This window comes from Asticcacaulis sp. MM231, assembly GCF_964186625.1.
Lineage (GTDB): Bacteria > Pseudomonadota > Alphaproteobacteria > Caulobacterales > Caulobacteraceae > Asticcacaulis.
On sequence record NZ_OZ075110.1, the window covers coordinates 105,733 to 125,972 of the forward strand.

The window sequence follows — 20,240 nt, forward strand, 5'->3', positions numbered from 1 at the left end:
TAAAACACTTAGAACGCTATTTTTACTTGACAGCAGTTGGACCTACAAAAGTGCGGAACGCAAACTTCGCAGATTCAATGTAGGAACTGATGGTGCCGTGCCCGATCCGTGCTAATTTTGAACACCCGTGATCGTGCCATTGTTTATTATCGTCACGGCTTGACCATTCTTCCTTATTGCGACACCAGGCGTTCCGCCGGCAGCGCCGCTATAGGTTTTGCTGCCGCCAGTACTGCCACTTGTGGCAGCGGCTCCGCCATTTCCGCCCGCGCCTCCAGGTGCGGAACTTCCAGACGCATAACCCCCGCTGCCCCCAGCACCGCCGCCAGCAGTTGTGCCGGGAGATCCTGTCGAACCGGAATCCCTTTTTGAGGCTGATGAATTGGTGCCACCGCCGCTACCGCCTGCCCCATTGGGGAAACCGCCGCCGCCGCCGCCGCCGCCATTGCTGTACGAACCTCCGGGATTGCTTCCATACATATAGCCGCCGCCACCGCCACCAGCGCCGCCCGCCTTAATCGAGCCACCGGAATTGATAGTCACTGTGATCGGAGCCTGAATGATAAGTGCGTCACCGCCGTTGGCACCCACAAACCCGTTCTGCGATACGCCGCCACCGTTCCCACCAGTTCCTCCGCCACCATAGAGATTGCCGTTGACGACCAATGCTAAGGTTACACCAGCGGGCCATGTTCCTGTATCAATGCCTGTGCCTCCGCCGGCGTTCCCCATGACATTCGTCCCGGCTGGAACAACAAATTGATAGCTAGCAGGAGATCCGTTATAACCGTTATTGTTCGCCAAAGTGCGCAGATTGGCCGCAGAGGTGACGTTTATCGTTATGATCGGCTGCGGTTGCACGGTGACGGAAACCGTCGCGGGCGCTGAGGTTCCGCCAGGCCCCGAAACTGTGTAAGTAAAGCTGTCTGGGCCAGAATATCCAGTTGTGGGCGTGTAGATCGCGGTTGTTCCAGAGATCGAGGCGACGCCATGGGATGGTCCAGATGCGACGGATAGCGAACTATATACGCCCGATGCAGCAAGGCCCACGATACTGGTGGTATTATAAGGCGCTGTCATCGCTACATTTCCAGCGGTCGGAGCGGCCGGTGTCGCAACACTCACAGACACGGTAGCCGCAGGGCTTGTGCCACCCGGACCGGTCGCAGTATACGTAAAGCTATCCGCCCCATAATAGCCCGCGGTCGGCGTATACGTGGTCGTTGTGCCGCTGATTGAAGCCGAACCATGGGCGGGTGAGGTGGCGATGGCTAGTGAGCTATAGACTCCGGATGGTGACAGCCCAACGCTGTTGGCGGTATTGTAGCTGGTGCTTAGCGAGACATTGCCCACGGTGGGCGCTGCCGGCGTCGCTACGCTTATGGTCACCGTTGCGGCAGTACTAGTCCCCCCGGGCCCGGATGCAGTGTATGTAAAGCTATCACTGCCGTAATAGCCTGCGGCGGGGGTATAGGTGGCCGTCGAGCCGCTGATTGAAGCCGAACCGTGGGCAGGGCCAGTCGCTATTGCAAGCGAGGTATACACCCCTGACGGAGACAGGCCGACGTTCTTCGATGCGTTGTAGGCGGTACTCGTCGATATATTCCCGACAGTAGGTGCGGGCGGTATCGCAATATTCACCGCAACTGTACCTGGCGCACTGGTGCCACCCGGGCCGGTAGCCGTATAGGTGAAGCTGTCCGAACCATAATAGCCGGCCGTTGGGGTATAGGTTGCTGTCGTTCCACTGATTGAAGCCGAACCGTGGGCGGGCACAGAGGCCACCGCAAGTGAATTATAAACACCGCTGGGGCTCAAAGCGACCGATCCGGCCGTATTATAACCTGTGCTCATCGACACATTGCTGACAGCAGGCAAGTTTGGAACTGCCACGGATACTGAGATCGTCGCCGTCGAGCTGGTGCCACCCGGTCCGGTGGCTCTATATGTGAAGGTATCTGCACCGAAGTAGCCTGACGTCGGCGTGTAGGTTGCTGTTGTACCCGAGATAGAAGCCACGCCATGGCCAGCGTTGGTCACAATGGACAGTGAGGTATAGACACCGGAAGGGCTAAGTCCCACCGAACCTGTCGTATTATAGGCGACGGAAAGAGACCCATTACTGGCCATCGGTGCAGGCGGCGCCGCAACGCTGACAGAAACGGTGGCCGGCGCGCTGGTGCCTCCAGGGCCCGTCGCTGCGAATGTGAAACTGTCGCTACCGTAGTAACCGGCCGTGGGCGTATAGGTCGCGGTCGCTCCGGACACGGACGTCGTTCCATTCGTTGGACCGACAGGGATGGATATGGATGTGTATACGCCTGACGGCGCCAAATTCACTGATCCGGCTGTATTGTAGGCCACAGAAAGAGATTTGTTGCTAACGGTCGGCGTGGCCGGTGTGCCGACTGTGACATTAACGGCCGCAGTCGCAGTACCGCCCTGCCCGTCAGAGATCGTATATGTGAAGCTATCGGCACCGTAGTAGCCCGCCGTCGGCGCATAGTTGACAGAGGCAGCAGAATAGCTAGTTGTGCCATGAGCTGAGGCTGATACTGCGGTCACCGTGAGCGGATTGTTATCTGGATCGGTATCATTCGTGCGGGGATCGATCGTAAAAGACGCCCCGTAACCGGTCGCCACAGTGTCATTGTTCGCAACTGGGCTACGATTGAGCCCTATTCGAGCAACCTGTGTACGATTGCCCGCTGCATCGTACTGAAATGTGACCGTGCTGCCATCCGAATACGAAACGGAGACCACACGACCAAGCGAGTCGTACCCGTAGGAAATTCCGGCGTTTGCTGAAGCTGCTGTTAAGCATACAAAAGCTGCGGTTGAAAATACAACCCGCTTCCAGTCAGACACCGCAGATTTTGTCGGCAAACAGCCGATAACCCCTTTACGCATATTCCCACCCCGAGCGTATTTGTGTAAGAGTTTACCACGAAAAACGCGCTAAGCAAGAAAAATGGGCAGGCTTTGGCCAATACTCTTGCGTTTAGGTTGTGAATCTCTTTTCGGACAAGGATTGTGGCGAGTTCAGTTCGATGCCGACAACTTATGAAATCCATTTCGCTTAGGTTGTGGTCTTGTTATATATATTGAAGGCCACCGTCTATTGCTCAGGTCCCGGCCACCGACCCGATGTCGGTCAGGGCGGTCAGTACACCGGCCATCAATGCGCCAATCATGGCACCAAGAACCATGATCAAAAGCGGGCCGAGCAGCTTCGAATATTTGGAAATACGGCCCAGCGCCGCCGTTTCCTCGCGCTCGCCCGCGCGGCCCAGCATGGGGCCCACGGCGCTGGATGCCTCGCCAACCTCGCACAGCTTGATCACAGGTTTGGGGAAGCCCTTCACACTGCGAAAGCCCTCGCTCAAGCTCCTGCCCTGTCGAACCAGGGTCATGACGATATCAAGTCGCTTACGGGCTTCACCATTGGCGACACTTCGGCTGCACAACCTCAGGCCTTCACTGAGGTTGGCGCCAGCCTGAAGGCTATCGCCCAAGGTGCGCGCGTACCCGCCGAACACAAGCGGCGTGACAATGCTGCGCAAGGGGCCATCAAGAAGCCAAACGTCGGTCCATGAACGTAAGCCCCCGTATCTCCAACCGAAATAGACCGACAAGCCAATCAGGGGAACAGCTCCAGCCAGGAATGGCCACCCGGACTGAAGGGCACGACTTAGGAACAGGATAACGCTGAAGTAAACGGGCATCTTCTGACCGGAATCGGTAAGCAGGGGCGCAATGGCCGGGACGACAACGAGCAGAATGATGCTAAGGGCTGCAATGGCCGTCACGAATACAAATGCTGGGTAGCTCAGAGCTTCAAACAACTGCTGACGTATTTTCCGGCGGGTCGCCAGGACTTGCGCGGCGCTCTCCAGCCCGGCGGCTGCATCTCCCCTTGCCTCCCCGGCTGCAACCAAACCCCTCAAATGCGTCAGGGCCAGGGGAATGATCGTACCAAGCGCGGCTTCGAGACTCGCGCCCCCCAGAAATCTTGGTCGATACGTCTTTCATCACCTCGTTGTCACTGCTCAGCACACCAAGCGCGGTGCGAATGTCAGCGCCTGCGCGAAGTAAAACCGCAAGGCTTTGGAACAACTCTTCCAACTCGAAATCTGACAATCCCTTTCGAACCGTCAGCCATTTGGGAAGAGAGGTGCCAGCGCCTGCCCTGCCCTCGGCTTTTACCCTGATCGATAGGGGCGATAGATTATCGGCACGTAGCTTGGCATAAACTTCGGCTTCGTTGACCGCCATGATTTGGCCATGCCGGGTTTTTCCGTCAATCTGCACGGCCTTGAAACTGAAATTGGAAAGCCTACTCATCAGCGATAATCGCCACTTCGTCGAAACTGGTTTCGCCCAGTTCAATTTGACGCAAGCCCTCTTGCACCATTGTCGTGAGCCCGGATTGACGACCAAATGCCTTGAGGGTTTCGAGGTGCGCGCCATCGCCGACCAGGCCCAGGAATGTCTCTTCAGCCCAGACCCCTTCAGCAAGCGCGATCCGCCCGTGATAGCCCGTGCCGCGACAACGCGAACAACCTCGCGCTTCGAATTGGCGGGCCGGAACAGGCGCGCCCACCCGGCGTGCGAAGTTTGAGAGCAAATCGGTGACTGGAACGTCGGCCCGGCAGATGCAGAGTTTACGGACAAGCCTTTGCGCCATGACCCCCTTGATGGAGGCAGCAAGCTGATAGGGCTCAATCCCCATATCGTGAAGCCGTGGAGCGACAGCTAGCGCCGTGTTGGCGTGGACTGACGCCAGCACCAGGTGTCCCGTCATCGCCGCCTGGACAGCGACAGCTGCGGTCTCAGCATCGCGTATTTCTCCAACCAGGATTACATCAGGGTCTTGCCGTAGGAACGAGCGCAGGCAAGCAGCAAAAGTGAGCCCTATCTGGCTTTGCACCTGGGTTTGCGACACGTGCTCGAAATGCCGCTCGACCGGATCTTCGACGCTCAGGATTTTCTTTCCGGAGTTTTTGAACGCGGCCAGCAGCGCATAGAGTGTGGTGGTCTTGCCGGAACCCGTAGGGCCTGTCACGAGAAACAGGCCGTGGGGCGCGCGAACCGCCTTGTCGAGCAAGTCAGTGATGTGAACGGGCAACTGAAGCGAGCCAACATCCTGGGGGGCGCTTGCCCGGTCCAGGAGGCGCAAAACAGCGCCTTCGCCGAAGACGGTCGGTGATGTCGCCACCCGCACATCGATCGATCGGCCGGCGTTGATAAACGAAGCGCGTCCGTCCTGCGGAAGGCGGCGCTCACCAACGTTTAGGTTCGACAACACCTTGATACGCGAAACGCAAGGACCAGTGAGATCAGAAGACGCCGTGACATAATCTATCAGCCGGCCATCAACGCGTAGCCGGACGAGCAGGTCATTACGGCGCGGCTCAAAATGGATGTCCGAGGCATTGCGTTCCACGGCTGCCGAAAAGGCCTGTGACACAAGCTCCACCGCCTGCCCCTCAACGCCGTGATCTTCGACAAAGGCCAGGTCGCGCTCTATGCGTCGCTCGTCGAGAAAGCTGTCGGTCTGAATTTCGAAGTTGTCTGCATCGAAAACCCGCCTCCAGTCCGCCAGGCGTGCGACGCTTAGGGCAATATCGCGACCGACGGCAAAGCTTAGACCAGCCTGCATCTCTTCGTCGAACGGATCGCATGCGGCACACAGCAACGTTTCCCCGTCAAGCCGAAGAGGTACTACGCGGACCTTGCGCAAAAATTCTTGACCAAGCCCCAGATCACGATAGTCGACCATCACAGGCTCGATGTCCGGATCCCAGAGCGTCAAGCCTGTGACCGAAGCATAGGCGCGCGCCAGGTCATCATCCGACAACAGGCCGAGTTGGTTCAGAACCTGCTCGACGGGTTGCCCCGTGCGATCACTGAGCGTGCGGGCGCGGCCAATCGCTTCGGGCGTTATCCGACCCAATTCCAGCAGGTTGTCGAGGACATCATCTCGGATGATTTCAAAGGCATTCATAAAAACCACCCCTCCGGTACCAGGACGCCCAAAACAAAACTGGCGACAGCTATAAACGGGCCAAACGGAACAGCGCCCTTGCGTCGTCGCAGTACTACAAACCCCAGCGCCATTATAGCCGCGAAGGCTAATATCGCGGGTGTCCTGGCGCCAAGCCACAGAGCGAGTGCCGCGACAAGCTTCACATCCCCTAACCCCAGCATACCTCTTTGATGGCGCCGCTCCAAATACCATTTGAGCGCGAAGAGAATGATGAACGCCGCCACAGCCGCGACAAGGCCGTATTGCCACGTATTCGTCATTGCTCCGATGGCTAAAGCGCAGGCCGCGACAAGAGCTGTGAGCACATCGGGCAGTCGCATCGTCTTCAAATCGATCAAGGCCGCGGTAAGCAGGCAAAGACAGAGAAAGCCAGTCAAGGCACCTAAAATATCAGGTTGGACGTCAAGGCAGATCGTTAAAACGAACGCACCGAGAAACTCACCCACCATATGAAAGCGATCAATGGGCGCATGGCACGTTTGACAGCGACCATGTGATAGGACAAAGCCTATCAGAGGCAGGGTTTCCAACCAGCTGAGTTGCCGGTGGCAATGATCACATTGAGACCGCCCCCGAAGTGGGTCTTTGCCCTCCGACATTCGTATGGCTGCTGTCGCGGCAAAAGAGCCCACAACCGCGCCGACGCTTAAACCTAAGACTATAAGAAAAGCCAGGGCAGCCGGAAAGTCCGGGGTCATTTTAGAGCGACACTGATATCCGCATCGACGCCCTTGCCACCCGTCTTGCCGTCTGCACCCAGGCTGGTGATCGAGACGGCACCATCTGCGCTAATCGCATAGGTGATCGGGTGACCCCATGGGTCATTCACGGATTTGGCGGACTTTAGATACGGCCCTAACCAACCTTCAATACCCGGATCCGCGACAAGAGCGCCGAGTCCCTCTTCCTGGGTGGGGAAGCGACCAGTATCATCCTTAAACATTTCGAGCGAAGCCGAGGTCGTATCCAGTTGCAGCGTCGCCGTCTTAGCACGGGCGCGCGACAATTGCCCCAAAAGCGAGGGCGTCAAAACCGCAGCTATGAGTGCGATAATAACGATCACCACGAGCATCTCAGTCAGAGTGTAGCCGTCGTCGTCATTTACGTCCCTGTTCAAGGAAGTCCCCCTGTTATCTCTTAGCTTCATCCATGAACGTGCAAGGTCAGACGCTATCATTTTAGTAGTCAATTTGACAACAATAGTTGCGTCGCTGGGTTTTCGTAATTGCTTGACATAGCGCTTTGGGCAATTTCTGGCGCATCCGTGCCGGTTCAATGATGCCAACAAAGAGCTGGCTCAGTTCGTTTGGACACGCAGCTTCATAAATTCCTCTGCCAATTTTGCCCGCCATCGACCATGTGGCTACCGGCTAATGAAATTTGGCGACTTCTACTTAAGTTTTTGAAGGGCAATATTGCAAACAAGCATCAAAATTGCCACACCTATTAAGTCGTCATTTGAGAACGTTCCCCAAATGAACTTCATTATTAGCATAGTTACCCCAACTACCTGCAGACCTATCGCAGAAAACTTTAGAATTTTTTTAGCAAGTGATGTCATGTACCGCAGCCCGCCGGCGGGGCTGCTTTTGGAACGATAGAAAGTCCAAAAGGCCTGTAACCGGCACCAGTCGTCAAAGATGATACAAAAGTTGAAAAAGTGGTCAATCCACCGATAACAGGACTCTTTCCGCCGATTATTGCCGCAGTCGCAAATCCGTCGTTCGCTTTAGTCGCACCATCCTGCAAGGACGCATAATTTTTGCACACTATCTTTTGGTAATCAGGCGTGAATACTAATTTGCCGTCTTTATTGCGAACATAAACACACATGCCAGCCGTATTGCGGTATTCGCAACCATCGGATGCAGCAGCGGTAGCGGCTGTAGCCGGGGTTTGAAGAAAGTTTTGAATATTCTTATAGTCATTAGCGGTCAACTTCGCATTAAAAGGCTTTCGCTTTGCTTTACCATAAACGGTAACAAACGTCATGCCTTCACCGCCGGATGTTCCAGAACCACCTCCATCCTCGCTGCCAGAACAGGCGACGGACGGACCTTCATCGAAATAAATTTGACCAATGCGACCTGGATCATCTGATTCGCTAATACGCCACACCCAATGTTCCCGTTTACAGGTGACAGCCAGTCCACTGGGATCGCTCCCATTCAAAGGATCGTTGTGAACATAGGCGTAAATGTTCATACCATCCGAGTAATCGATCGGATCGGTCTGCAGGAAGCGTCCAAGGCTCGGTGCATACATTCGGGCCTTGTAGTAATAGAGGCCCACCTCCGGCAGCCATGTCTGACCAGTATAACGGAAGCGGCTGCTCAGCGAGCCGGAAAGCGTCGAAGGCACACCATACTCGCTGTAGCCATATACGGTATTCACGACACCGGCGCTGCTGGTTACGGTTGTTACCGAACCGCGTTCATCGCTATAAAGATAGTATTTCGGCGTGGTTGTAACGCCCTCGTACCAAACCAGCGGATTGTCGGTACCTGGCCCGTGCACATATCGACGAAGCAGTACATTCGAAGCATTATATTCGGCAATCAGATTTTTACCGTCATACAAAAATTTAGTCGTTACGCTACTCTTATTGATGCTGTAGAGCCGGTTCTCAGCGTCATATGTAAGAGTTGAGGTGACACCCCCTTGCGTTGCCGAGGTCATCAGGTTGTTGACGTTGTAGATATATGTCGCACCCGAGCCGTCACCCGTAAGATTGCCGCGACTGTCGTAGGCGAAAGCTGTGCCACTATTGACATTGATGATCCGGTTAAGTCCATTAACGCTGTAAACAGTTGTAGCGGCCGTGCCGGGACCAGCCACAACGTAGGCGGCATTGCTCTGCGTGCGGGACTTGATTTGGTCGGCCGCCGTATAAGCGAGTGTGATAATGTTGCTGGTGCCTGATGCTGCATTCGTGAGACTGTTCAAACGCTGGTTAAAGTCGAAACCTGCTGTCGTCGAGTAACCACTCGCTCGGTTTAGTGCAGCGACATTGCCATAACTGTTATAGGAGTAGGAGGCAAGCGCTGAGCTGCCATTCTCATAGATCCCCGTGAGTTGGTCGCCATTATTATATTCATAAGTGATGTACAGGCCCGTACCAGGATAGGTCATCTGGCTGCGGCGGCCAAAGGCATCGTAACCATAGATTATTGTACCTAAAGGCTGGGCATCGCTCATTAGCCAACCGACGGCGTTGTAGTCGTAGGTCTCACTGGCCGCGGCGCCGCCTGTCGTGTTGTTAACGTGGGTTAAAACTTGATTGAAGTTGTTGTAGGAGAAAGTCTCTGATACCGCATTCGTCTTCGATATCAGACGGCTCAGCGCATCGTAGCCAAAACTGATCGTGGAGGCAGCATCGCGTAAAATCACAGAACCCGCACGTCCATAGTTATCAAAATTCGTCTGGGCGCAGTCTGTTGTAGAACTTGCGTGCGTTGTTGTACCAATCGGGTAACATAGACGATACGCACGGTTGAAGTCATCGTAATAGTACGTCGAGCGGTTGCCATTACCGTCTTCCAAATAGGCAAGTGTGCCGTTGGTGTTATACCCTTTTGCCACTTCCGTCCGGGCAGAGCTCGTACCAAAGGCGCCTATTACCAAAGTGACAGCTCCTGAGCTGTCGTAACTTGTCTTCGTAATTCGGTCGTTGCCATCGGCTCCCGCTGTGCCAAGAGAACAGGCTCCGGTGGAGGTAACGGTGCCGAAAACCGAAGGATTAAGACGCTGTGCCTGGCAACTAATTCGAAGGTTGTTATCGTAGGCCACCTGACCGAGATAGGTCAGGGCACCGGCATCATAATGACGGGTGATTGCAGGCAGAACCGTAGTCGCATTGTAGGCGGTCGCGTCGTTGCGCAGCACCGTCATGGATTGCCACTCGGTCTTGGCTTGGGCCCAACGCGCTGCGGCATTGGTCCCACTGTAGATCGCCGATGTGCCAGCACCCGCTGTGCCGGTTTCGCTGTTACTTACATTGCCATTAGTATCGTAGGTGGTTCGGCTCGCAGAGCGCTTAACGATGCTAGCTCCATCGGGGTCCATACTTACTGCGCCAACGGGTCGATTGCCGGCATCATAGAAGAAGTAGCTTTCATCGACCTGACCGGCCTTAGGACCATCGATGACGATAACATTGCCATTGATGTCATAGGTGTAGGTCGAGGTTTGATACACGTTTGTGCCGGAAGCTGCTGTGCTCAGATTGGCATTACCGAGTTGAGTGGTGACAGTTGTCGGCAGGATATTGTTTGTGCCGTAGGAATATACCGTACGGTTTTCATCGGCTGTGCCCACACAAGCGGGCGCGGCACCCGTCATGCAAGTCGAAGTCGAAGACAGGCGCCAGACTTGAGGCTGCGCTACCAGGGTGCCGGCGCTATTCTTGGCATAGGGCGTATATTGGTTATAGGCATAGCGGACTTGCGGCGCAACGCCGTTCACGACTGGGCGTGTCAGGCTGAGAACATTTCCATTATTGCCATCATACGCATAGGTCGTTACTGCCCCCGTTGCGTCTGTGGTGGTTAGAGGCTTGTCACAGTATTTCTGGGTCGCGGTTGTACATACCGGATAGGTAGCACTGATCACGATGTCGGCCAGACCAGAGCCAACCTTGGCGACGGTACGCTGCTCGATGACATTGTTTTTGCCGTCGTATTTGTATTGGGTGTAGCCCCCCGTTGGCGTCGACCCACTCCAGGTGGCGTCAGGCCATATGACCTGCTTCACAGAATTCAGATAACCGCCGTTTGCATCGGTCGCCGTGTAATAGGTGTAGGTCGTCTTGCGGCCAAGTTCATCCTGATCTGTGAGGATATGTGTGTCGTAAGTTACGATGTGCGTGGACGCATCCGGATTTGTGACGGTAGTGGTCTTAATGGTGCCATTGGTGGTACGAACGTACTGCCACTGGCTCGATCCGACCGTGTACAGGTAGTGATCTATATCACCATTCATCGCAAAACTTTTGGTGGCCCCTGACGGATAGGTCACGCCGCTGGAGTTCACTGTGGGCGTCGAAATGGCTCCCGTGGCCGGCCAACTCCCCGAATTTGTCGAGGTACAGGCCGATGGTGATGTTGGCTCGCAATAGTCCAGAGATGAGTTGACGATATAGACTTTGCTGATTGTCCAGGTCTCTTGCCCCGCGCCCGGCACGTTGTGTAGCAAATCATATTTTACTGTCCAGCCTAGCGAACTCGTGACTCCGTTAAGATGAAACGATTTAACTATGTTGGCAGTGTCGATGACATGCGTAGCGGTCTGATAATAATATTTGAGCACCTCGCCGTCGGGTTTCGTCTGCTGGATAAGCATCCCCGAAACCCTGGGCGAGTTCATGCTCGTGTCGTAGATCCAAATCGATCCGTCGCTCTCCGTAACGGTAGTGAGACTTCCGCTAATAGAAACCGTACTACCGTCTGCCGTAGTCGGAGTGGTCACCACGCCACCGTAGGTCCTCGTCCCATTCGTATAGATCAGCCCGACGAGATCGTCATAATACGCTCCAGAACCGGAGCTTGGCGCCCGACTTATGCCCGCAGTAGAGATCGGCGTTCCGCCAGCAACGAAGTCCAGAGACATCAGGTCGACGTTATTTTGATCAATGATTCGGCTGGTCGGCGGCTGAGGCGCGTCCTGCGCCTGTGCCTGTGAAAGTGCTCCCGCAAGCAAGCTCATCAGAGCACATCCGGCAACTCCAGCATGCAAATACTGTTTTCTGGTCATTGTCATCCCCCAAGGCTTTGGCCAACCGATTCGCGTTATCCGCGCACAAGTTGGCAAAGCTCGCAAGAAAATTTATCATGACATGCATGCCATTTGACGTAAATTCATGATAACAAATTGACGTAAAACAATTTTTGCTTGTGAAAATTATGTACTTGCAAGGCGGTATTATTTTGTACGATTGTGACGGTGTCATAGGGGATCGACGGGGGAATTTATGCGCCGAACACTTGGTATTCTTATAGCCGCTGGCTTGCTCGTGACAAGCCCAAGGGCTGATGCGCAAACCTATTCTTATGACGACCTTGGAAGGCTCTCAACCGTCATCTATGCCGATGGCAGCAAGGTCGTGTACCAGTATGACGCGGCCGGCAACCGCACAGCTGTCACAAACATACCCCCGGCGCCAAACGCCGGAAACGTTTTGTTGTCAGTTCCTTATAACACCGCGGGCTCAGTAACCCTGACGCCGACGGGCGTTTACTCTGCCCTCTCCGTTGTGACAGCGCCCGCACATGGTTCGGCAAGCATCAGCGGAACGACGGCAACCTTTACACCAACGGCGGGTTACTACGGCGCAAACTCCTTCACCTACCGCGCAACCGGCCCAGGCGGAAATAGCCCGGCAGCAACCGTCAGCGTCACGGTGGGCTTACCCGCAGCACCGGTGGTCAGTAATAAGTCGCTTTCAGCCGGCTACAACACGGCCGGAACAGTCTCGCTAACGCCTACGGGTGTCTATTCTTCCGTAGCGGTGGTCGCAGCGCCTGGACATGGCTCCGCGTCGATTAGCGGCACGACTGCGACCTATACGCCGACGACTGGTTATTATGGCTCTGACAGCTTCACCTACAATGCGACAGGTCCGGGCGGAACGAGTTCGACTGCGACGGTGACCGTAAATGTCGCAACGCCCGCCGCGCCGACGGTGAGCGCCAAGACCCTTGCTGTCTCCTATAATACGGCCGGTACCGTCTCGCTTACACCAGGCGGGGTCTATACCTCTGTCACGGCCGCTACGAACCCGGCGCATGGCTCGGTTTCCATTAGCGGCACGACCGCCACCTACACCCCGACAACATCCTATATAGGCTCCGATAGTTTTACCTACACCGCGACAGGTCCGGGCGGCACCAGCGCCGCAGCGACCGTAAGTGTTACGGTAGCCGCACCTGCGGCGCCCACCGTCAGCAATAAGGCGCTCACCGTCGCCTATAATACCGCCGGTAACGTCTCCCTGACGCCAAGTGGTGTCTACACATCCGTCGCCACCGCAACGAACCCGGCCCACGGCGGTGTCTCGATCAGCGGGACTACAGCGACCTACACGCCGACGAGCGGCTATTACGGTTCGGACAGCTTTACCTACACAGCCACAGGACCTGGCGGCACGAGTTCTGCGGCCACGGTTGCCGTTACAGTGAGTACGCCGCCTGCGCCGACGGTTTCGCCTGCTACGTTTACCGTGGCATACAATACGGCCGGTACAGTCTCGCTAAATCCAAGCGGTGTTTATACCTCTGTTGCCGCGGCGACGAACCCCGCACACGGCTCTGTGTCAATCAGCGGGAGCACGGCGACCTACACACCGACGAATGGCTATTACGGCGCAGATAGCTTCACCTACACGGCGACAGGTCCTGGTGGCACGAGTTCAGCGGCGACCGTTTCTGTTACTGTCGCCACACCGGCGGCACCGACTGTCTCGGCTAAATCTCTGTCCGTCGCCTACAATACCGCCGGGAGCGTCTCGCTTACGCCAAGTGGGGTCTATAGCTCAGTTGCCACCGCTTCCAACCCGGGCCACGGAACGGTGTCCATCAGCGGTACAACGGCCACATATACCCCAACGACGGGTTATTATGGCTCTGACAGCTTCACCTACACAGGCAGCGGACCGGGCGGCACCAGCTCGCCTGCCGCCGTTAGTGTAACGGTTGGCAATCCAGCTGCTCCCACCGTCGGCAACGTGTCTTCGACGGTGACCTACAATACGGCAAACCAGATTGGCTTAGCTCCGTCGGGTGTCTATAGCTCGCTGGCCGTAAGCTCTAACCCAGCCCACGGTTCCGTGTCTATCAGCGGAACGACGGCAACCTATACGCCAGTCACCAACTATTACGGCGCTGATAGCTTCACTTATTCCGCAACAGGACCAGGCGGAACGAGCGGACTTGCAACCGTTTCGCTCAATGTTGTCGATCCGAACAATCACGCGCCTACGTGTACGGGATATGTGGTCTATCCGACTTCCCCGGGTATCAGCGTCAACCCCGCCACCTTTACATTCCAGAACGCTGGCTTGATAAATCACTGTTCGGATCCAGATGGTCATACCCTTACAGTTGTCAGCCCTTCAGCCCCATACACCATACAATCCTACTGGAATGAACCAGCGCAACTTACATACACCGTGACAGACGGCCATGGCGGTTTTGCGACCGGCTACGCGACCGTTCTCCGCGGCGGAAACTAGTGCAAAAACGAACGTACTAATTGAGAAAGTTATGGGCATGGCCTGGCAACGGAAAATGAATCAAGCAATCGCAGCCATATCGTTGATGCTCCTCATAAACGGCGCTTTAGGAGGAAACGCATTGGCACAAACGGAAGGTGGTCCGTCTTGTCAGAGCAAAATCCTGACAATTGGACCAATGCCGGCTGATTTAGAGCTGGGGGCATTTTCCGTCGATCCTCTGAAAGATGGTCCGGCATGCGTCGATCCGACTGGCGGGAGACTCAGGCTTGTGTCCGTCGCTGCACCGGGCACACTCGATCCCACCTTTGGCATCCATGTCAACGCGCCGCCGGCACCTGGGCAGACCTTGACTATCGGCTTCACCGTCGAAGATTTAAAGGGCGTGCGTGCCTCGACGACCCTGTCGATTGTCAGGCAATAGGGGTTGCCGACCAACGCTAGCAAAACCGAACCGCGCCCTTTGGATCGGACTCCGACGCTGGGAATTCCGGTTCGCTGATCTGGCCCAAACAGAGTACGTCAATATGTCTGAAGCGCATATTGGTGATCCGTGACGCCCGCCAAATCGCAGGCCTGCAGGCTCCTGCAGAGGCGACCTGGAGACTCAGTAGACATATGATTGACACGGAGCACGAGCTAACCATGCGTCTGGACCGTTGTGACGCTTGCAGCGCAGTTTGGCATGACAGGCACGCTGATATCTTCTTCAGCTATGACAGCAAAAAGGTGGTGCGGATCTCCGAGAAATCGAACCAACCGCTCCTGTAGTCTTGAACCATTGCTCGCCCGTATCCGCCACACCTGACCATCGTGACCTGCAGACACTGAGATAATACCCGTCCCCTCGGGTAGCGGCTTGTCCGGTGATGCGTAGCCGTACTTTGAGAATAAGCTCCTAAGGCAATCAAACTGTGGCGCGATTCCATCATCGGAATGCTGCGTGTAGACCCTCAAAAACTCACTCTTGGGAATAGCCGTATATTTCGCCAATGCGCTCTCGTCGACCTCGGCGATTTTGGCAAGGGGCCATTTACGGCCTTCGTATTCCGCGCGTAGAGCCACCTTGATCGTGCCGCCTGGAACCACGATGCTTTCGTCGCGGACGATCGTCGCATCGCCTTGCGCCCTCGTGATGTCTGCCCCTAGTCGCAATATCGCAGTGTTGATAGCCTCATCCTGCTGTGCCCTGAAAAGCGCTCGCTCGGCCTGTTTTTTTTGCGTCATGACCAGACTGAGAACACCCGCGCACAGCATGGAGAGGGCGGCGCAGATAACGATGGCTGTCACACTCGCATAGCCAGCATCATCGGACAGGCGGCGCAAGACCAGCCTCCGGCGCTGCCGCGGGTATAATCAGGAAGCCTTGCCGCATAAGTTCCTGCAAATCCGCGCTAAAATTGGCGGTGATGACGCCATAGTCAGTCGGGTTACGGATGATCTTGGCCTGCAGAAGAATTACAAGCTCGGTCCGGCCGCGCGAATGGGTTTGGCCCTTGAAGAGCCCACCCACCAAGGGAATGTCTTTCAGGCCAGGAATGCCATTGTCGCTGGTGGAATCGCTGGAACTGATCATGCCGCCCAGGGCCACGACTACGCCTTCCGGGACGATGAGGCTGGATTCGATCTTGCGTTGATTGATCGTGGGGGAGTCGATGCCCGATGTGACCGTTTTTACAACCGAGCTCACTTCCTGGCTGACCTGCAGCATAATCCGGTTTTCGCTGGTGATGCGCGGCGTGACTTTCAGCATCACCCCCGTGTCCTTATAGTCGACTGAGTTGATCACGGGCGTATCGGACGACGATGTGGATTGCGCCGATTGCACCACGACTGGCACCTGGTCGCCCACCTGCAACGTCGCCGCCGTATTCTCGACCGTCGTGATCTTCGGCGCCGAGACGATGCGGACATTGGACTGCGAGCTCAGGGCGTCGATCGCTGCGGAAATATCCGTCCCGACGTAACTGATCGAGAAGCCCGGCGCGACGGGATTGAAGCTCGTCGAGTCACCGGTGTAATTGCTCACCTTGAGATGGCCGTTCGAGGCCAGCGCCGCCCAGTCGATTCCGTAGTTCAAATCCTTGGTGAGGGCGACCTCCGCAATCGAAGCCTCGATAAAGATTTGAGCCGGCTCATGGTCGATCTCATTGAGCACCTCCTGAAGACGGATACGCGTCGCTTCCGGCGCATTGATGATGATCGAGTTGGTATCCTTATCGGCCACAATGCGCACACCGTCCGCGCCCCCCTGCCCCGCCGTATAGCCCGCACTGCTGGAAGCAGGCAGTGAGCTGGTTGAGGTTGCGGTTGCCGGTGTGGTCCCGCTTCCAGCTAATGATGGCTGCATAAGGTCAGATCCATTACCAACGACAGCGTTGAGCGTTTTGACGAGGTTTTCAGCAGATGCTCCGCGCGGGTGGTACACCCATGCCTTGATGGCCTGATCCTTAGACGGCACATCGAGGCGTTGCACCCACTGGCCGATATGATCAAGCACGTCCGACGACTGCGAAAAGGCAAATATACCGTTCAGCCGGCGCATGGGTGCAATCGCGACACTCGATGTGCCCGACGCCTTGATAAGGTCAGTCAGATCGGTCGCCACAGCCGAAGCGTTCGCGCTCGATAACGGATAGAAGCGAATCCGCAACTCGCTAAGGGTACTTTGATCAAACAGGGCGATCGTGGTGATCGCATTGTCCAACTCATCGGCCCGACCACCCAGCAGTATCAGGCCCTGTTTGTCGGATGAATAGAGGACGAGGTCAGACTTGGAGACTGATGTCAGGGCCTTGGCGATTTCTGTCGCGGAGCCGTAGTTGACTGGCACCGCCCGAATCTGGAAGCCAATACCAGAAGCTTTGCCGGTGCCCGTGGTAATCTGCCCGCCGACCGTCGCCGATTTACGTGGTTTAAGGACGACGGCCTGGCCCTCCTGCATCATCACGACGTCATATTGACTAAGGGCCGCCTCGAACGCGGCCAGAAGCTGCGCCTTGGTCAGCCTTTGCTCGATGCTGAAATTGATCTTGCCGGCGACGCCTGGATCAACGCGATAGGCAACCCCTAAACTGTTACCGAGGATTTCCTCAGCCACCTGGGAAATGTCCGCATCCTTGAAGACAAACGTATAGGTCTGGGCCGACTGCGCCACAGCGCGTAGCGGCATCGAAACGGACAATGGCGCCGCGACAACTGCGACCGCCACTACCAACGAATTATAACGCATACCTTTTATCCCCCGACACTGCTTGTTGGCGCCGCCGCTGCGGGCGTGTCACTCATATTCACTGTACGCTCTCCGAGTGGCGTATCAAATCGTGCGCTTCCCGCCTGAACGTCGATAAGCTGCACGTCACCGCTAAGCTCGCCGGCGCGAAGCCAAGCCGGTGAAGCACCATCTATGCCGACCAGCGCAGCCTTGCGACTGGCGGAGATCGACACGCCGAAGAGCTGAAAGGTCTTCTCAGCATAGGCGCCCGTACCCGTCGTCATAACGAAGATAGGATGCTCGACAAGACTATCGGCAGAACCACTGTGAGCTGTTTTTTTCGCCAGCGTCGACAGCTTCGGCGCCGCGTTGGCATCCTTGGCGAGAGCGTCCAATTTTCGACTGTCGGACTGGGTCGGGTCGATGAAACCAAGAAGAAGCAACAAGGCCCCGCCCGTCACCGCACCGACGCTCAGGACTATCCTTGTTTTTTCAATCGACAATAGAGCCGTCCTTCCACGTTGAGATCGACCGAGCTGGTCTGATTGCGCAGATGCATACTGTCCAGAAATACTGTGGGCTGGTACTGCGCCAGGATATTCAACGCGCCCACGGCCTGCTCGTAGCCACCACTGGCTTTTAGAGTGAGCGTGTAAGCCCGCAACGGATGGATGCCATCTGTGGGCCCATCATCTGAAACATCCAGGGCCTCTATCTTGACCCCACTGTTAAGCAAAGAAGCGCTTAGGCGGTTTCTGAAAGCATCGCCCAGATCCTCAGTACAGACACTACCCAAGGGATAGGTCTGAAGATCGCCTTGTGTCTTCTCAGCGGCCTTTATAACAAGCGCCTGCCGCTCCAGAGCCGCCATGCGAGCCTTGGCATCGCTTGGTTTAGAGAGACACCACATACCGACCATCAGGATCACCATCACAGCCCCGGCGGCATAGGCGCCTATAGGGATGTCAGCGATACTAAATCCGGCAGGCTTGCGCCTTTGAAACCTTGGTTCGATCATGGCTGGCCATCCTGACCCGGGGCAACCCAAAGCCAAACGTCCTTCCGGACGGGCTTCGTCGATCTTTGCAGGGGGACGGTTGCGTCCTTCACCGGTGAATCCTTGCCTCTTGCCTCGACCGCCCAATAGCCTTTATTCCAATAGAAGGCTTCGATACGCGATGCCGGATCGCGTTTGAGGCTAAGCGTCTTAAGTTCGGACAAGGCCTGGCTCATCGATCTATGCCTCAGATCGAGCTCTTCCAAAGCGGCAGCGTCCAATCGCGCTTTCTGTATGCCAGTTGCCTCGCGCACCGCGCGCGTCATCTTGGCCTCCAGCGTGCTTAATCGATCTTCTTCCGCCGCGCGACGTTGTAAGGTGAGTGTTCCCATGGCGAGCAGGCTAATCGCCATCACTAAACCAGAGCCCAGTATCCACATCTGAGACTTGTTCTGATCTGACCTTTGCTGCGGCGACGGCATGTCGATGGCAATGCGTTGTCCCTGGATGTCCAGCTCGAATTTCAGGCCGTCGCGCATCTCAACGGCTCGCAGATAGATAGCAACAAATTTGCCTGTTTCACCAAACGCCCAGGGCTTCAGTCTACGCACGACGATGGTGATATCATCGCCCGATACCGGAGAGGTGTGCTCTGCCTCGAGCCGGGCGACGCGGGTTTGGTCCCACGGCCAAGCCGGCGGCGCGTTGACCACGCGCGTGAAGGGTTTGAAGCGCACGCGCTCCTGAATGTTCAGATCGTTCATGGCATCGCCACCTTGGAAGTGTCCGGTTCAGTCTGAGGGCTGACCTCACGGCAGTTACGCGAAATCATATCAAACTGGCAATCGCCTGCATGTTCAACCGGTAATTTAATAACGGCTAGGGTTTTCCCCTGCTGATCCCGTAGCGCCACGGCTTCAAGACGCGCTGACGGCGTTGAAGAGGATGGCTGGCCGTAAGGCCAGACGGCATGGGCGCTACCGCCACTCAGGTAAACAAATGTGCCTGTTGGTGCGCTGAGGGTACAAAGCGGGGTTGGCGCCGTTGGATCGCAGGGAAAAGCCATCTGCCTTGCATCCCCCTTAAGCTTGTCGTCGGTTATGGGTTGAAGGGGCAAAAGCCGCTTGGCGGCCTGCGCCTGAAATGAAATCAAATCCTTGTCTCTCTTCGCTTGCGTGACAACGCGCGAATTGAATTTGGCGACTATCCTGCTGGCCTGTAATGCCCCTGCCAGTGCCAGGCTGATCACAAGTAAGGCGATGAGTGCTTCGGTCAGCGTAAATCCTGAATCCTTCCGGGTCATGAAACGGGCACTTGGGAACACCAGCGCGTCCCCACCAGGTGATAGGCCCGTTGACGTTTTGGCGCTCTGACATCGACAGAAATCTCGCACATCGGCACGTCATTGACCCTTTTGGACTGGACCGTAACCTTATAGGCAAGGCCGCCCGACACGCCTTTGTAATCACCGGCGATGCGGGGTGTTGCTTCCATGAGGCCGATCATCAGGTGCTGCGCGTCCCCCATGTCTCTTGCCGTTTGAGTCTGAGAGCGAGCAATTTTGATGGTCGTGAGACACAGCGCTATCATGAGGGCAATGATGGCAGTTCCCGTCAAGGCGTCTACCAGCAAGAACCCGGCCTCGCCATCGCTAACCTTCTTACATTGCACGCTGCCCCCACCATGAAAGACCTCGCGATCATCCCTAAAAAAGTAACATATTCCTTCACAGCGAGCAACCGTGCGTAGTATG

The 20,240-nt window shown here is 56.0% G+C and carries 16 protein-coding genes; 2 read left to right on the forward strand and 14 right to left on the reverse strand.

Going from position 1 to position 20,240, the window contains the following annotated elements:
- Positions 1 to 111: 111 nt before the first annotated feature.
- The 7 genes from ABQ278_RS19820 to ABQ278_RS19850 all read right to left on the reverse strand — a co-directional run bounded on the left by ABQ278_RS19820 (position 112) and on the right by ABQ278_RS19850 (position 11,806).
- Positions 112 to 2,910, reverse strand: coding sequence for an Ig-like domain-containing protein (locus ABQ278_RS19820; RefSeq protein WP_349322748.1), 2,799 nt, complete (start codon positions 2,908 to 2,910; stop codon positions 112 to 114).
- A 215-nt stretch (positions 2,911 to 3,125) separates the two neighbouring features.
- Positions 3,126 to 3,947: a type II secretion system F family protein gene (locus tag ABQ278_RS19825; RefSeq protein WP_349322749.1), complete on the reverse strand. Its 822-nt coding sequence runs from the start codon at positions 3,945 to 3,947 to the stop codon at positions 3,126 to 3,128.
- On the reverse strand, positions 3,838 to 4,344 hold the full coding sequence (locus ABQ278_RS19830; protein WP_349322750.1) for a hypothetical protein: 507 nt from the start codon (positions 4,342 to 4,344) through the stop codon (positions 3,838 to 3,840). The genes ABQ278_RS19825 and ABQ278_RS19830 overlap by 110 nt, the downstream gene beginning before the upstream one ends.
- A complete protein-coding gene (locus ABQ278_RS19835; RefSeq protein ID WP_349322751.1) occupies positions 4,337 to 6,007 on the reverse strand; it encodes an ATPase, T2SS/T4P/T4SS family in 1,671 nt (556 codons plus the stop codon). Before ABQ278_RS19835 ends, ABQ278_RS19830 begins: the two co-directional genes overlap by 8 nt.
- Positions 6,004 to 6,747, reverse strand: a complete 744-nt coding sequence (locus tag ABQ278_RS19840) for an A24 family peptidase (protein ID WP_349322752.1) — start codon at positions 6,745 to 6,747, stop codon at positions 6,004 to 6,006. Before ABQ278_RS19840 ends, ABQ278_RS19835 begins: the two co-directional genes overlap by 4 nt.
- Positions 6,744 to 7,166 (reverse strand): type II secretion system major pseudopilin GspG, encoded by a 423-nt coding sequence (gene gspG / locus ABQ278_RS19845; protein WP_349322753.1) that lies wholly within the window; start codon positions 7,164 to 7,166, stop codon positions 6,744 to 6,746. The genes ABQ278_RS19840 and gspG overlap by 4 nt, the downstream gene beginning before the upstream one ends.
- A gap of 440 nt (positions 7,167 to 7,606) precedes the next feature.
- Complete coding sequence (locus ABQ278_RS19850) at positions 7,607 to 11,806, reverse strand: RHS repeat-associated core domain-containing protein (RefSeq protein ID WP_349322754.1); 4,200 nt, start codon at positions 11,804 to 11,806, stop codon at positions 7,607 to 7,609.
- A gap of 211 nt (positions 11,807 to 12,017) precedes the next feature.
- Here ABQ278_RS19850 and ABQ278_RS19855 point away from each other — a divergent pair, with 211 nt between their 5' ends.
- Positions 12,018 to 14,276, forward strand: a complete 2,259-nt coding sequence (locus ABQ278_RS19855; protein WP_349322755.1) for an Ig-like domain-containing protein — start codon at positions 12,018 to 12,020, stop codon at positions 14,274 to 14,276.
- Between the two features lie 31 nt (positions 14,277 to 14,307).
- Positions 14,308 to 14,700 (forward strand): hypothetical protein, encoded by a 393-nt coding sequence (locus ABQ278_RS19860; protein WP_349322756.1) that lies wholly within the window; start codon positions 14,308 to 14,310, stop codon positions 14,698 to 14,700.
- Positions 14,701 to 14,915: 215 nt separating this feature from the next.
- On the opposite strand, the gene ABQ278_RS19865 is transcribed toward ABQ278_RS19860, so the two are convergent.
- The 7 genes from ABQ278_RS19865 to ABQ278_RS19895 are packed head-to-tail and all read right to left on the reverse strand — an operon-like array spanning position 14,916 to position 20,119.
- Entirely contained in the window at positions 14,916 to 15,602 is a 687-nt protein-coding gene (locus ABQ278_RS19865) for a hypothetical protein (RefSeq protein WP_349322757.1), read from the reverse strand.
- On the reverse strand, positions 15,583 to 17,508 hold the full coding sequence (gene gspD, locus ABQ278_RS19870; protein WP_349322758.1) for a type II secretion system secretin GspD: 1,926 nt from the start codon (positions 17,506 to 17,508) through the stop codon (positions 15,583 to 15,585). Before gspD ends, ABQ278_RS19865 begins: the two co-directional genes overlap by 20 nt.
- Positions 17,509 to 17,513: 5 nt before the next feature.
- Positions 17,514 to 17,993 carry a hypothetical protein gene (locus ABQ278_RS19875; protein ID WP_349322759.1) on the reverse strand — a complete coding sequence of 160 codons (480 nt, stop codon included), beginning with the start codon at positions 17,991 to 17,993 and terminating at the stop codon, positions 17,514 to 17,516.
- Positions 17,969 to 18,508 carry a hypothetical protein gene (locus tag ABQ278_RS19880; protein WP_349322760.1) on the reverse strand — a complete coding sequence of 180 codons (540 nt, stop codon included), beginning with the start codon at positions 18,506 to 18,508 and terminating at the stop codon, positions 17,969 to 17,971. Before ABQ278_RS19880 ends, ABQ278_RS19875 begins: the two co-directional genes overlap by 25 nt.
- Positions 18,505 to 19,251: a hypothetical protein gene (locus tag ABQ278_RS19885; protein ID WP_349322761.1), complete on the reverse strand. Its 747-nt coding sequence runs from the start codon at positions 19,249 to 19,251 to the stop codon at positions 18,505 to 18,507. Before ABQ278_RS19885 ends, ABQ278_RS19880 begins: the two co-directional genes overlap by 4 nt.
- Entirely contained in the window at positions 19,248 to 19,790 is a 543-nt protein-coding gene (locus ABQ278_RS19890; RefSeq protein WP_349322762.1) for a prepilin-type N-terminal cleavage/methylation domain-containing protein, read from the reverse strand. Before ABQ278_RS19890 ends, ABQ278_RS19885 begins: the two co-directional genes overlap by 4 nt.
- Positions 19,787 to 20,119 (reverse strand): hypothetical protein, encoded by a 333-nt coding sequence (locus ABQ278_RS19895; protein ID WP_349322763.1) that lies wholly within the window; start codon positions 20,117 to 20,119, stop codon positions 19,787 to 19,789. Before ABQ278_RS19895 ends, ABQ278_RS19890 begins: the two co-directional genes overlap by 4 nt.
- Positions 20,120 to 20,240: the final 121 nt, after the last annotated feature.

Bases quoted from the DNA above. Each gene is read 5' to 3' on its own strand.
- ABQ278_RS19820 (WP_349322748.1), bottom strand. From the start codon at position 2,910: ATGCGTAAAGGGGTTATCGGCTGTTTGCCGACAAAATCTGCGGTGTCT.
- ABQ278_RS19830 (WP_349322750.1), bottom strand. From the start codon at position 4,344: ATGAGTAGGCTTTCCAATTTCAGTTTCAAGGCCGTGCAGATTGACGGA.
- ABQ278_RS19835 (WP_349322751.1), bottom strand. From the start codon at position 6,007: ATGAATGCCTTTGAAATCATCCGAGATGATGTCCTCGACAACCTGCTG.
- ABQ278_RS19840 (WP_349322752.1), bottom strand. From the start codon at position 6,747: ATGACCCCGGACTTTCCGGCTGCCCTGGCTTTTCTTATAGTCTTAGGT.
- ABQ278_RS19850 (WP_349322754.1), bottom strand. From the start codon at position 11,806: ATGACAATGACCAGAAAACAGTATTTGCATGCTGGAGTTGCCGGATGT.
- ABQ278_RS19855 (WP_349322755.1), top strand. From the start codon at position 12,018: ATGCGCCGAACACTTGGTATTCTTATAGCCGCTGGCTTGCTCGTGACA.
- ABQ278_RS19860 (WP_349322756.1), top strand. From the start codon at position 14,308: ATGGGCATGGCCTGGCAACGGAAAATGAATCAAGCAATCGCAGCCATA.
- gspD (WP_349322758.1), bottom strand. From the start codon at position 17,508: ATGCGTTATAATTCGTTGGTAGTGGCGGTCGCAGTTGTCGCGGCGCCA.
- ABQ278_RS19880 (WP_349322760.1), bottom strand. From the start codon at position 18,508: ATGATCGAACCAAGGTTTCAAAGGCGCAAGCCTGCCGGATTTAGTATC.
- ABQ278_RS19885 (WP_349322761.1), bottom strand. From the start codon at position 19,251: ATGAACGATCTGAACATTCAGGAGCGCGTGCGCTTCAAACCCTTCACG.
- ABQ278_RS19890 (WP_349322762.1), bottom strand. From the start codon at position 19,790: ATGACCCGGAAGGATTCAGGATTTACGCTGACCGAAGCACTCATCGCC.